The sequence below is a fragment of the Niallia taxi genome (assembly GCF_032818155.1).
Classification (GTDB): domain Bacteria; phylum Bacillota; class Bacilli; order Bacillales; family Cytobacillaceae; genus Niallia; species Niallia taxi_A.
Genome location: NZ_CP102589.1, coordinates 722,393 through 735,499 on the forward strand (window position 1 = coordinate 722,393; position 13,107 = coordinate 735,499).

Sequence of the window (13,107 nt, forward strand, 5' to 3'; positions counted from 1 at the left end):
GTTTCTATTAAACCCCATTTATCTGTTTTACGAGTAGTCCTTTTATCTCCAATTTTCTGCCGTTTTCTTTCTGAGAGCGGTCTTTTTTTTGTTTGTTAAGGATAAACCCCCACCCCACATCAATAGCTAACCTAATAATAAATCTCCCGGAAACGGCGTGTATACTAAAGGCAATTTAATCCTAGCTGTTCTATCTGCTATAATAGGGAAAAAACTGTTGGGAGCATAATAACCATGAGAAAAAGATGGAGCCTGTTCGCTACCATTATGACACTTATCAGTGCTGTCGTCATTTTCTCTCTACTGATGACAGATATATTGATAAGCAATCTGCTGAATGATCATACCAAAAACAGCCTTGAGGAAAAGGCATTAATGATAGCCAGAGTTATGGCAAAAACAGAGCTTGTGAGGGATGCTCTTGAAGGAGACGAAGCTGCTCTTAATAAGATCCAAGCTTATACAAGTGACATACAGGAGCAAAATGGAGTAGAATTTATCGTAATTCTAAATATGGACGGAATACGCTTAACACATCCAGATGTCCGGAAAATAGGTAAGAAGTTTCAAGGCGGTGACGAGACTGAGGCAATGTCAGGAGAAGAGCACACAAGCACTTCAGAAGGAACCTTAGGAAAGTCTTTACGGGCGCTTACCCCGATTTTTTCAGATGATGGAACACAGATTGGCGTAGCAGCAGTTGGAATTTCGCTTGCGAAGGTAAATGAAGTAATGTCTGAAGGCAAATGGATTATTGTATATGGATCATTGCTTGGGTTAATCGCAGGCATTGTTGGTGCTTACATACTGGCGAGCTATATTAAAAGAGTGATGTTTAACCTTGAACCAGCCGCTATTGCCAAGCTGCTTCAAGAAAGAAGCGCGGTCATTAATTCTGTCAGAGAGGGCATTATAGCAGTAGATATGCAAGGGAATATTACGCTTGTCAACCAGTCTGCCATCGATTATTTACAAAAGCTTGGTTTGAATACAAATCCAATCGGTTTACCAATAAGCAGTTATATTCCTTCCAAAGGACTTGATCGCGTTTTGGCAAAAGGAGAGGAGCAGCTTGATGAAGAGCTGACGATAAATGGCACAACAATTCTTGTTAACAGGGTGCCAGTTAAAGTCGATAAAAAAATAGTCGGAGCATTGTCTACTTTTAGGGATAAGACCGAAATAAAGAAATTATCTGATCAGCTTTCAGGTGTAAAAACATATGCAGAAGCATTACGGGCACAATCCCATGAATTTATGAATCGTATGCAAGTTATCATCGGCATGCTTCATATGAAAAATTACGACAGACTCAAGGAATATCTTGATGATATTGTCGACCAGCAAAGCGGAGATATATCTGCGATTACAAGTAATATTAAAGATCCTGTTATAGCAGGACTTCTTCTCGGGAAGCTAAGCTATGCAAGGGAAAAGGGAGCAGTTTTGAATATTAGTATTATGACAGTTGTTCCTGAATTAACCGCGGCAGTTTCATACGAAATTATTACGATACTAGGCAACTTATTGGATAATGCTTTAGATGCAGTTGAAAACAGTTCAACAAAAGAAATTGAATTAAAGTTTGCTAAGACCGGTGGAATGATTGAAATGATTGTAAAGGATACAGGTAAAGGGATAACAAAAGAGGAAGAGGACTATATCTTTGAAAAGGGCATTTCCTCTAAGGGAGAGAACCGTGGCTACGGACTTTATTTGGTCAGTGAAAGCTTGCGAAAGCTGAACGGAAAGATAGAGTTGGAAAGTGTTCCAGATGTAGGTACGACATTTAAAGCAAGTATCCCATATGTAAAGGAGGAAAACGGAAGGTGATTTCGGTATTGATTGTAGAAGACGATCCAATGGTGGCTGAATTTAACAAACAGTTCCTGCAAGAGCTGAATGGCTTTAAAATCGGCGGTGTTGCCAACAATGTGGATGATGCGATAGAGATAATAAAGAGGGAAAGCATCGATTTAGTACTACTTGATGTGTTTATGCCTGGAAAAAGCGGATTGGAGTTTCTTTCCTACATACGGGAACTGAACGAAAACATGGATGTCATCCTCATAACAGCCGCATCTGACATGGACCATATACAAGCAGCGCTTCGCTTAGGAGCGGTCGATTATATCATTAAACCATTTAAATTCGAGCGTTTTAAGGAATCATTGATGAATTACGTCCAAAAGAAGGAATTTATGAAAGAGCAAACGAAGGTCAGCCAAAGTATATTGGATGAGCAAATTCTTAACCGTGACCAAAAGGGTGCAAGAGCAGAATTGCCGAAAGGTTTAACAAAAGAAACATTGAAGATTGTCTGGGAAGCAATCGAACTACAGCACGAGCAAGAGTTCACAACAGACATCATCGCAGACGAAACAAAGATATCAAGAGTTTCAGTAAGAAAATACCTCAACTTTCTTAACGAGCAGGATATCATTAAAGTAAGACTGACATATGGAAGCATCGGCAGACCAGTTAACGTTTATTATACGAACCCAAAAAGGATTGGCTGGCTTGAGCAGTTTTTGTGATAAGTAGGTGAAAGGCAGTCTTGGTTTTCTGTTTGTAAAGTGAGGGAATAGTGATTTCCGCTTTAGTGCTACGTTGCGCCCGAGGAGGCATAGGAAAGCATGCTTTTAGTCTCGGCTGTTTTTCTAATGTAAGCAGACGTTTCTTCTATCCGTTCCAATCCATTCAATGTTTAAATGGAGTTCATTCTTATTGAATAGATTAGAGGCTGCAATTAGTTTGCAGTAAAAGAGAAGAGGCTGGGACATAAGTAAGAGAATCTGTATAAAAACCGAATTACTTAATCAATCAATCAATGATTAAGTAGTTCGGCTTTTTGGTGTTTTTAAGTTTTAATACACTGATTAGAAAACTTAGTGGAATGGAGCGGAGGTCACTCGACTCCTGCGGGAAATAGAGGACGCTTTAGACCCCGCAGGCGAAGACGAGGAGGCTCAAGCTTTCCCCGCGGAAAGCGCGAGGACGAGCGCGCAATGAAACGAACTAATTTTAAACCCATATTCTATTTAGTCACGTGTTTCATTTTTCAAATTCAGATGTAATTTTATTATTCGTGTTTAGAAAGGTTATCTTTTGTTTTGTCCCAGCCTCTTTTCTATTTACTGTTGTCGGTTTAAAGACATTGATTAAAAACCTGTACTATTTTACAAAAACCGCTTTCTCGTATCCTTCGTCGGCAGCATACAATGCTCTTTTTTGCCAAACCATTTATATCTATTTCTAGCGACATAATTATAGAGAGGATCTCTTAGGAATGAAGGGATAATTTTAAAGACATATAGAAGCTTCCAGGCCCCGCGTAAATGGCGGCAAATTTGCAGAGCAGCAGCTGACTTTTCATAAAGTCTGCCATTTTCAATAAGAATAACACTATTCATCGATAATTCCTTATTGAATGGACGGAGAAGCTGCTGACCCTTTTCCTCCTGCAACGGAGCAAAGGAAAAATAAGCGTCAGGATCCCTTTTTATAATAAATTGTACGGCACCATTGCAAAGATTGCAGACACCATCAAATAATATGACTGCTTTCACTTTACCACCCGCGTTTCTAGCTTTTTCTATTACTCTAACATGTGCTGTATAAGATTTCATATATTTTCCTAATAAAAGGGCTTAATATTACAAGAAAATGACAGTTTGCCTTATAATACTATCGAAGCATAGCAAGTGTCTACGCAAAATATAGCGGTAATCTGTTAATTTTTTGTGGACTGTTGTAATATTCTTTTAATTTAAGTGTAAAAAATGGTACGCTAATATTAGGAGGGGAAAAGGAGAATGAAGAAACTATTTTGGCTTTTGCCGATGATTCTGATTGCGATATTGGCTGGATGTAATAATGATAAGCCTACCCCAGATGAGAGGCTTTCCCAATACATAAAGCTTTGGAATGATCAGAAGTTCGATGAGATGTACGACTATCTGTCTTCCGATGCGAAGAAGTCAGTTTCAAAGGAAGATTATGTATCCCGCTATGAAAAGCTATACAGTGATTTGGAGATTACAGACTTAGATGTTTCCTATAAAAAGCTGTCAGACGATCAAAAGGATGACAATAAGAAAAAAGAGTCTGCAGAAATTCCTTTCACTGCAAAGATGAATAGCATGGCAGGTGAGATTAGCTTTGACAAAGATGCGAAGCTTGTTAAAGAGGAACGAGACAAGGAAGACAACTGGTATATTGATTGGGATACAACGTATATCTTTGCCGATTTAGGCGCAGATGACAAAGTATCTTTAGAGACGGTTCCGGCAGAGCGCGGAGCTATTATGGATGTTCATGAAAACCCATTGGCGATGAATGGCATCATTTATCAAGTCGGCCTTGTACCAGAGCAAATGGAGAATGAAACAACAGAAGTAGAGAAATTAGCGAAATTGCTTGATATTAAAAAAGAAACAATAGAAAAGGCGTTAAGTGCAGATTGGGTACAACCTAACCTGTTTGTGCCAATTAAGAAATTAGCAACAGGCGATCAAGCTTATCTTGAAAAGCTGTTTGCCCTTCCAGGTGTACAGAAGCAGGATGTTGCCGGAAGAATTTATCCTTATGGTGAAGCTGCGGCCCACTTAATTGGTTATATTGGCAACATTACTGCTGAAGAGCTGGAAAAGCAAAAAGGCAAAGGATATACTGGCTCTGACGTTATTGGAAAAAGAGGCTTGGAGCAAGTCTATGAAGAAAAACTAAGAGGCGCAAACGGCGCAACAATATCAATTAAGAAATCAGATGGCACGTCAGTAACCTTGGCAGATAAAGAAGTTAAAAATGGAGAAAACATCATACTGACAATTGATGGGGATCTCCAAAAGAAAATATATGATGAAATGGATGGAGAGGCAGGAGCAGCAGCTGCCATAAATCCGACAACAGGTGAAACGATGGCTCTTGTCAGCAGCCCTTCCTATGATCCAAACAAGGTTGTCGCAGGTCTAACGACATCAGAGCAAGAGGACTATAACAACAATAAACTGGAGCCTTTCACAAATCGCTTTAAAAATACTTATGCTCCAGGCTCTGTGCTGAAGCCGATTGTCGCAGCAGCTGCATTGACAGAAGGTGTTATCACACCAGAGCAAGAGCGGAAGATTACAACAAAGCAATGGCAAAAGGATAAATCTTGGGGCAATTATTATGTAACAAGAGTGCATACTAGCAGTGCACCAGTTAATCTGGCAGATGCCCTGCTTTACAGTGACAACATATACTTTGCGCAGACAGCATTGGATTTGGGCAAGGATAAATATACGACAGAGCTGAAGAAATTTGGTTTTGAAGAGGATTTCGACTTTGCTTACCCTATTACAAAGGCAACAATTGGTAAGCTTGACAGTGATATTCTCTTAGCTGATTCAGGCTATGGCCAAGGCCAAGTCCAAACAAGTGTTATTCAGCTTGCTACAGCATATACACCATTTGTTAACGGCGGCAATCTGATTAAACCTGTGCTTCTCCAGGATGACAAGAAGGGGACTGTTTGGAAAGAGGGGGTTATGAGCAGCAGCACTGCTAATACCATTTCCGATGATTTACAGCAGGTCATTGACAATCCAAGCGGAACTGCCCGTGCCGGCAAAATCAGCGGTATGACACTTGCTGGAAAAACAGGTACAGCAGAGCTGAAGGCAAAGCAAGGTGAAAAGGGTACAGAAAACGGCTGGTATGTGACATATGATAAGAAGGATAAAGATATTCTTATTGCCATGATGATTGAAGGTGTCCAAGACAAGGGCGGCTCAAGCCATGTCGTGAAAAAAGTGAAAAATATTCTCGAAGATTAGTTAAAAGCCTGCAAGGGATTCACTCCTTTGCAGGTTTTTTTACTGAAACAGCAAAAAAATAATGGTATTGTTTTTCCTTATGAATTTTTTTCCACCTTTTTAAAGCGGTAAAAAAATCATCATTCAGTCATTTCGCTCATACATTAATTTAAGACGGTGAAGGGAGAGAACGGAATGAATGAAGTAGAGCAGAAAGAACTTCAATATGCCATCGAAGAAATCACAGAAATCGCTACTGGCTTTGGATTGGACTTCTACCCGATGAGGTATGAAATTTGTCCTGCAGATATCATTTACACATTCGGCGCCTACGGCATGCCTACACGTTATTCCCATTGGAGCTTTGGCAAGCAATTTCATAAGATGAAGCTTCATTATGATTTAGGCTTGTCTAAAATATATGAGCTTGTCATCAATTCAAATCCTTGCTATGCCTTTTTGCTCGACAGCAATTCACTTATCAATAATAAGCTGATTGTTGCCCATGTATTGGCCCATTGTGATTTTTTCAAGAATAACGTCCGCTTCCAAAATACTAAAAGAGAAATGGTAGAAAGTATGGCTGCTACTGCCGACCGCATACGTCAATATGAGATTTTGTACGGCAAGCATGAAGTGGAAACATTTCTAGATGCAGTTCTTGCCATTGACGAGCATATTGATCCAAGCTTAATGAGACCGAAGCTTGCTTGGACGATGGACGATGTGGAATATGAGGAAGTGGAAGAAACAATCGGAACACCGTATGATGATTTATGGGGTTTAGATTCCCGCAATAAACCGAAGCAGGAAAAAAAGAAAGTTATAAAAAAATTCCCGCCACAGCCGGAAAAGGATCTCTTACTGTTTATTGAAAGCTTCAGCAGGGAGCTGACAGAATGGCAGCGGGATATTTTAACAATGATGAGAGAAGAAATGCTGTACTTCTGGCCGCAGCTTGAGACAAAAATCATGAACGAGGGCTGGGCGTCCTATTGGCATCAGCGGATAGTCAGAGAGCTTGATTTGACGAGTTCTGAGGCAATTGAGTTTGCCAAGCTGAACGCAGGTGTTGTACAGCCATCCAAAACTGGCATCAATCCTTATTATCTTGGTCTGAAGATATTTGAAGACATCGAAGACCGTTATAATAATCCGACAGATGAGATGAAAAAACGCGGCATTAAACCAAACTCTGGCAGAGAAAAAATGTTTGAGGTCAGAGAAATTGAATCAGATATCTCCTTTTTAAGGAACTATTTGACGAAGGATTTAGTAACAAGAGAAGATATGTACTTATTCCAAAAGCAAGGCAGAGAATACAAAGTTGTCGATAAAGGCTGGGAGCAGGTAAGGGATCAGCTTGTCAGCATGAGAGTTAATGGAGGATTCCCATATATTACGGTTAACGACGGCGACTATTTAAAAAACGGTGAGCTGTACTTAAAGCATGGATTTGAAGGCATTGAACTTGATTTAAAGTATTTAGAGAAGGTTCTTCCATATATCCATCAGCTTTGGGGCAGAAATGTTCATATGGAAACAGTAGTCGAGGATAAGAACATCCTGTATACGTATGACGGAAAAGCATTACATCGCAAATATTTGTAAAATAAGAAAGAGACGAGGTTCGCAAGCGCGAGCTTCTTTTTTTTATGCAAAAATCATCTGCAGGCAAAAGGAAGGAAAAATGCTGTTACATCAAGAATAAAGTAAAAAAATGCTTGTATGAAGTGAGGTAGATTTGCAAATGGGTGAGACTTATACAAAACGCAAAATAATGATTACAGGCTACGGAACTGTAGCAAAAGAGTTCGTGAAAATGATGATGGAACAGAAGGAGCGGTATCGGGATTCATACGGTTTTTATGCAGAGATAGTAGGGATAATAGGATCAAAAGGTATGATTTATGAAGAGGATGGCATTGACTTAGTAACATTGCTTTCCTTCGGCAAAGGATCACAGGCTCTGGGGCAATATGCACAGCAAAAGCAGATCTCTATCCAAGCACCAGAGTTAAAAGGAGATGTGCTAATTGAATGCTCTCCAACCAACTTAGAAACCGGTGAACCGGCATTGTCCTATATGAAGGCTGCCATCACAAAGAATATGGATATTATTTCTGTTAGTAAGGGAGCGCTTGTACAGGCATTGCCAGAGCTAAAGAAGCTTGCTGATAGCAATGGCTGCCGTATTAAATACAGCGGAGCAACGGCAGCAGCACTTCCAACCCTCGATATCGGTGAATACAGTTTGGCAGGCAGCCGTATCACTGGAATTGAAGGCATATTGAATGGAACCTCCAACTTCATTTTGACAAGTATGTCGGAGGATAATCTCTCCTTTGAAAATGCGCTAAGGCTTGCACAAGAAAGAGGAATTGCAGAAGCCAACCCAGCATTAGATGTACAAGGCTACGATAGTGCCTGCAAAATCCTGTTACTGGCAAACGGCTTGTTCCATAAAACATGGACCTTGAACGATATTAGTATTGAAGGCATTGAAAAGGTCTCGAAGGCAGATATGCAATTTGCAAAAATTAACGGCAATGACATTAAACTTGTGGCGAGTGCAAGATCTATTGACGGCATAATAATACTTCAGGTAAAGCCTGAAATCATTACGGCAGATAATCCACTAATGAATGTGAAAGGTACAAACAAAGGAATTTTATTTCATACAGAGGAAATGGGGACAATTTGCTGTATAGGTGGGGCCTCCCACCCAAGAGGAGCTGCAGCTGCGGCGATTAAGGATATGCTGAATTTGTATCGTGGATAGTGCTTACATCAAAACCGGCCTCCTATTAGGAGGCCGGTTTTGGTATTATTATCGAGATAACGTAAAAGCTACAAGGAGGCATATGATTACTTTCCGCTAACATTGCAGGCGAATGCATGCCGGAAAAGTGTCAATCAGATACGTGATGCTATATATTTTCGGCATTGCAAACTTACAGGGCGGATTTTTGGGCAGCCATTCTCTGATATCTGACAATGTAAGTATCAAGCTGTTCACTGATCCGAAGTGTACCAGGATCATTAAGACCTCTATCACTTCCTGCTTTAATCAGTTCTAGCTTTAAAGATTCAATATCTTGCAGCAGCTCGCTCATACTCTCCTTATTATCTTTTTTCGCTATCATAATGATTACTCCTAGGTATCAATCTTTGTACTTATTCTAACAAAATAATTTGGAAAAATTAAGTGTTTTTATAAGGAAATTTACATAAATTGAAAAACATTTATTAAATATGGGAGAAAAATGGGCTTTGATTTTAGGGAGGCACAATCATTTCCGTTAGGCAAAGGAAAAACATTATGTGTTCATGTAAGCGCTTTTACATTAAGATAAGGACATAAGGTAATACAGCAACAAACGGAATGCAAAAAGCATATACGACAAGAAGAACAAAACATAAATGAATTAATATAGTGTATGCGTTAGCATTCTAAAAACTCTTTTTATCATACAATTCAATTTCTAGGAGGAATTATATTATGAATATCTTATTATGCTGTGCTGCAGGAATGTCTACAAGTCTATTAGTAACAAAAATGGAAGCTGCTGCAAAGGAACAAGGAATTGAATGCAAAATCTGGGCTGAAAGCGCAGATGCAGTAAAAAGCCATATCGATAACGCAGATGTCCTTTTGCTTGGACCACAAGTTCGCTATTTGCTTCCACAAATGAAAAAACTTGGAGCAGAAAAAGGAATTCCAGTAGATTCTATCAACATGATGCATTACGGAACTTGCAATGGCGCAGAAGTATTGAAATCAGCTATCAACCTAGTTAACAACTAAAATAGGATAAGGTGATAAATATGAATAAGTTCTTAGCCTTCTTAGAAGAAAAATTTATGCCTTTTGCAGCCAAATTGGCTGCTCAAAGGCACTTAGGTGCATTAAAAGACGGTATCATCTTGGCAATGCCAATGATTATCATCGGTTCAGTGTTCTTGATTCTAGGTTATCTACCAATTCCAGGTTATGCAGACTTTATGGCAAGAGTATTCGGAGATGCTTGGCTAACAAAAATCTCTTATCCAGTTGATGCTACATTCAATATGATGGGTCTGATTGCAGCATTCGGTATTGCTTACAGACTAGCTGAAAGATATTCACTAGATGCTATTACAGCAGGGGTTATCTCACTATGTGCTTTCCTTTTAGCAACACCATTTAATGTTCCTTTCTTAGCAGAAGGTGCAACAGAATCAGTAGCAGTAACAGGCGCTATCCCAGTAGCAATGATGGGAAGCAAAGGATTGTTCGTAGCAATCTTAATCGCATTGTTCTCAACAGAGGTTTACCGCTTTATTATTAACAAAAACATGGTAATTAAAATGCCTGACGGAGTTCCACCAGCAGTAAGTAAATCATTTGTTGCTTTAATTCCGGGCTTTATTGTAATCGCTATCATTTGGGTAATTCGTTTAGTTGTAGAATATTTCGGTATCAACAGTATACATGATATTGTAACACTAGTACTTGGCAAACCGCTTGGCTTATTAGGTGGATCACTTATCGGTTCTATTATCGCATATGGATTGGTAATGTTGTTATGGTCTGCAGGTCTACACGGTACAAACATCGTTGGTGGGGTAATGAACCCAATCTGGCTGTCTAACACAGATGCTAACAAAGCTGCTTTCCAAGCAGGAAAAGAGCTTCCAGAGATTTTCACAGCACAATTCTTTGAAGTATTCATCAATATCGGTGGATCTGGAGCAACATTCGCATTCGTTCTTATGATGGTATTGTTTGCACGAAGCAGACAAATGAAGGATTTAGGCCGATTATCAATCGGACCGGGAGCATTTATGATTAACGAACCAGTTATTTTCGGTACACCAGTCGTAATGAACCCATTATTGATCATCCCGTTCTTCTTAACACCAATTATTACAATCACAGTGACATACTATGCAATGAAACTTGGCTTTGTGGCAAAACCAGCAGGAATTGCAATCCCTTGGACTACACCGCCGCTAATCGGTGGATACTTGGCAACAGGCGGAAAGCTTTCCGGTGCAATAATGCAGCTTGTTAACATCGGTATTGCGTTTGTACTTTACTTCCCATTCTTCAGAACTTGGGATAAACAAAAATTAGCAGAAGAAAAAGGTACAGAATTCACAAAAGTAAGCTAATTATTAGTTGCTAATTAATGTGCGAGTATTTTTGGAAACGCTTCAAAAATACTTGCGCACATACTTAACAATTTTTACATTCTAAAATAGAAGGGTTGATTATAAAATGGCTAATATGGAAGAAACAGTATTCCAAATTATCCTCCACGGAGGAAACGGAAAAAGCTGCGCAATGGAAGCAATTGCAGCTGCTAAAGAAGGAAACTTCGAGCTTGCTAAGCAGAAGATGGAGGAAGCTGCAGAAGCACTAAATGATGCCCACCATATCCAAACATCCCTTATTCAAAATGAAGTAAGAGGAAACAAAATTGAGGTATCCCTGTTGATGGTACATGCACAGGATCACTTAATGAATGCAATCACGCTTAAGGATTTAGCTCAAGAAATTATTGATTTATATGAACTTGTTAAAACTCCTGGAGGTGTCCAAAAATGACAAACGGAATTAAAATTGCCACAATTGGCGGAGGATCAAGCTATACACCAGAATTAGTAGAAGGCTTTATTAAACGCTACGAAGAATTACCAATCAGAGAACTATGGCTTGTTGATATTGAAGCAGGTAAGGAAAAGCTTGAAATCGTTGGTAACCTGGCAAAGCGTATGATCGAAAAAGCAGGCTTGCCAATTGAGGTGCATTTGACACTTGACCGCAGAGAAGCACTTAAGGATGCAGACTTTGTTACAACACAATTCCGTGTCGGCCTACTTGATGCTCGTGCGAAAGATGAAAGAATTCCGTTGAAATATGGCGTGCTTGGCCAAGAAACAAACGGTCCTGGCGGATTGTTCAAAGGCTTGCGTACAATTCCTGTTATTTTAGATATTTGTAAGGATATCGAGGAGCTTTGCCCGAACGCTTGGCTTATCAACTTCACAAATCCAGCTGGTATGGTTACAGAAGCAGTGCTGCGCTATTCAAACATCAAAAAAGTAGTCGGCTTATGCAATGTTCCAATCGGTATGGAAATGGGTATTGCGAAGCTTCTAGATGTTGATCATTCTAGAGTTCGCATTGACTTCGCTGGATTAAACCATATGGTATACGGACTAGATGTGTATATCGATGGAGAAAGCGTGAAGGATAAAGTAATCAACCTTCTAACAGACCCAAATAACAGTTCATTTGTTAAAAATATCGAAGGTCTTGGCTGGGAGCCAGAATTCATTAAAGCATTAAATGTGCTCACATGTCCTTACCATATGTACTACTACAAAACGAGCGAAATGATCGCTAAAGATCAAAAGAACTCGAAAAGTGAAGGAACTCGTGCTGAAGTCGTGCAAGCACTTGAAAAAGAATTGTTCGAGCTTTACAAAGATCCAAATCTGGCTATTAAGCCACCACAATTGGAAAAACGCGGAGGAGCATACTACTCTGATGCAGCAGTACGTTTGATCAATTCTATTTACAACGACAAACGCGACATTCAGCCTGTTAACACAATCAACAACGGAGCTATCGCTGGCATTCCGAATGACTCTGCAGTCGAGGTTTCCAGCATCATTACAAAGGATGGTCCAAAACCAATCGTAATGGGTGAGCTGCCAGTAGCAGTAAGAGGACTAGTGCAACAAATTAAATCCTTTGAAAGAGTTGCAGCAGAAGCAGCAGTAACAGGTGACTATGACAAAGCAATCCTGGCTCTTACAATCAACCCACTATCTCCATCAGATACGGTTGCGAAGGAAATTGTAGACGAAATGCTTGAAGCACATAAAGAGCATTTACCACAGTTCTTCAACAAGGTTGAAGCATAATATGAAAGGAAGGACGGGAAACCGTCCTTTTTTTAGTTGAGCAGATTAAGATATTAATAGAGCTTTTCGTCAGCTTAGAAACCAACAAAAAAGCAAGGGAGATTCCCTTGCTTCTGCATAGAAAATATATAATAGCAATTAAACAGCAGCTTCCTCTGTATTGTCTTTTTGTGTAAATAAGTAGGCTAAGTAGGAGTGAAGCTCAAACCTTTCATCAATGATAAAATCCTTTACATCTAATTTTGTCATTTTATTCATCTCAATTCCTCCTTTGTAATACCATTCTTTCCAAACTAGCAAACTGTTATACATATAAATAGAAAGAAGTTTACTAGATGATAAAAATAGAAAGGTCGAGTATGCTCCGCTCCATTTCACTAAGTTTTTAATT

Annotated in this window: 11 protein-coding genes; 9 read left to right on the top strand and 2 right to left on the bottom strand. The window is 39.5% G+C overall.

What is annotated here, in order from left to right; translation table 11 throughout:
- Positions 1–234: 234 nt before the first annotated feature.
- Together dcuS and NQZ71_RS03615 are read left to right on the top strand one after the other, a co-directional pair.
- Positions 235–1,833 (top strand): DcuS/MalK family sensor histidine kinase, encoded by a 1,599-nt coding sequence (gene dcuS, locus NQZ71_RS03610; protein ID WP_275008378.1) that lies wholly within the window; start codon positions 235–237, stop codon positions 1,831–1,833.
- Positions 1,830–2,537 carry a response regulator gene (locus NQZ71_RS03615; RefSeq protein ID WP_144454195.1) on the top strand — a complete coding sequence of 236 codons (708 nt, stop codon included), beginning with the start codon at positions 1,830–1,832 and terminating at the stop codon, positions 2,535–2,537. Before dcuS ends, NQZ71_RS03615 begins: the two co-directional genes overlap by 4 nt.
- A gap of 642 nt (positions 2,538–3,179) precedes the next feature.
- Here the strand turns inward: NQZ71_RS03615 and NQZ71_RS03620 are convergent.
- A complete protein-coding gene (locus tag NQZ71_RS03620) occupies positions 3,180–3,629 on the bottom strand; it encodes a thiol-disulfide oxidoreductase DCC family protein (RefSeq protein WP_317011310.1) in 450 nt (149 codons plus the stop codon).
- A 186-nt stretch (positions 3,630–3,815) separates the two neighbouring features.
- Between NQZ71_RS03620 and NQZ71_RS03625 the strand changes: the two genes are divergently transcribed.
- From NQZ71_RS03625 to NQZ71_RS03635, 3 genes are all read left to right on the top strand, one after another.
- On the top strand, positions 3,816–5,819 hold the full coding sequence (locus tag NQZ71_RS03625) for a penicillin-binding transpeptidase domain-containing protein (RefSeq protein WP_275008382.1): 2,004 nt from the start codon (positions 3,816–3,818) through the stop codon (positions 5,817–5,819).
- A gap of 174 nt (positions 5,820–5,993) precedes the next feature.
- Positions 5,994–7,409, top strand: a complete 1,416-nt coding sequence (locus NQZ71_RS03630) for a SpoVR family protein (protein WP_144454193.1) — start codon at positions 5,994–5,996, stop codon at positions 7,407–7,409.
- Between the two features lie 139 nt (positions 7,410–7,548).
- Positions 7,549–8,580, top strand: a complete 1,032-nt coding sequence (locus tag NQZ71_RS03635; RefSeq protein ID WP_144454192.1) for a homoserine dehydrogenase — start codon at positions 7,549–7,551, stop codon at positions 8,578–8,580.
- 172 nt (positions 8,581–8,752) lie between these two features.
- Here the strand turns inward: NQZ71_RS03635 and NQZ71_RS03640 are convergent, their stop codons facing one another.
- Complete coding sequence (locus tag NQZ71_RS03640) at positions 8,753–8,944, bottom strand: aspartyl-phosphate phosphatase Spo0E family protein (protein ID WP_260054301.1); 192 nt, start codon at positions 8,942–8,944, stop codon at positions 8,753–8,755.
- A 356-nt stretch (positions 8,945–9,300) separates the two neighbouring features.
- Here NQZ71_RS03640 and NQZ71_RS03645 point away from each other — a divergent pair, with 356 nt between their 5' ends.
- From NQZ71_RS03645 to NQZ71_RS03660, 4 genes are all read left to right on the top strand, one after another.
- On the top strand, positions 9,301–9,606 hold the full coding sequence (locus NQZ71_RS03645; RefSeq protein ID WP_127739040.1) for a PTS sugar transporter subunit IIB: 306 nt from the start codon (positions 9,301–9,303) through the stop codon (positions 9,604–9,606).
- Between the two features lie 20 nt (positions 9,607–9,626).
- A complete protein-coding gene (celB, locus tag NQZ71_RS03650) occupies positions 9,627–10,955 on the top strand; it encodes a PTS cellobiose transporter subunit IIC (RefSeq protein WP_144454191.1) in 1,329 nt (442 codons plus the stop codon).
- Positions 10,956–11,061: 106 nt separating this feature from the next.
- Complete coding sequence (locus tag NQZ71_RS03655) at positions 11,062–11,391, top strand: PTS lactose/cellobiose transporter subunit IIA (RefSeq protein ID WP_127739042.1); 330 nt, start codon at positions 11,062–11,064, stop codon at positions 11,389–11,391.
- Positions 11,388–12,716 carry a 6-phospho-beta-glucosidase gene (locus NQZ71_RS03660; RefSeq protein ID WP_317011311.1) on the top strand — a complete coding sequence of 443 codons (1,329 nt, stop codon included), beginning with the start codon at positions 11,388–11,390 and terminating at the stop codon, positions 12,714–12,716. Before NQZ71_RS03655 ends, NQZ71_RS03660 begins: the two co-directional genes overlap by 4 nt.
- The last annotated feature ends 391 nt before the right edge of the window (positions 12,717–13,107 follow it).

Excerpts from the sequence above, each read along its gene's own strand:
- dcuS (WP_275008378.1), top strand. The coding sequence starts at position 235 with ATGAGAAAAAGATGGAGCCTGTTCGCTACCATTATGACACTTATCAGT.
- NQZ71_RS03620 (WP_317011310.1), bottom strand. The coding sequence starts at position 3,629 with ATGAAATCTTATACAGCACATGTTAGAGTAATAGAAAAAGCTAGAAAC.
- NQZ71_RS03625 (WP_275008382.1), top strand. The coding sequence starts at position 3,816 with ATGAAGAAACTATTTTGGCTTTTGCCGATGATTCTGATTGCGATATTG.
- NQZ71_RS03630 (WP_144454193.1), top strand. The coding sequence starts at position 5,994 with ATGAATGAAGTAGAGCAGAAAGAACTTCAATATGCCATCGAAGAAATC.
- NQZ71_RS03635 (WP_144454192.1), top strand. The coding sequence starts at position 7,549 with ATGGGTGAGACTTATACAAAACGCAAAATAATGATTACAGGCTACGGA.
- NQZ71_RS03640 (WP_260054301.1), bottom strand. The coding sequence starts at position 8,944 with ATGATAGCGAAAAAAGATAATAAGGAGAGTATGAGCGAGCTGCTGCAA.
- NQZ71_RS03645 (WP_127739040.1), top strand. The coding sequence starts at position 9,301 with ATGAATATCTTATTATGCTGTGCTGCAGGAATGTCTACAAGTCTATTA.
- celB (WP_144454191.1), top strand. The coding sequence starts at position 9,627 with ATGAATAAGTTCTTAGCCTTCTTAGAAGAAAAATTTATGCCTTTTGCA.
- NQZ71_RS03655 (WP_127739042.1), top strand. The coding sequence starts at position 11,062 with ATGGCTAATATGGAAGAAACAGTATTCCAAATTATCCTCCACGGAGGA.
- NQZ71_RS03660 (WP_317011311.1), top strand. The coding sequence starts at position 11,388 with ATGACAAACGGAATTAAAATTGCCACAATTGGCGGAGGATCAAGCTAT.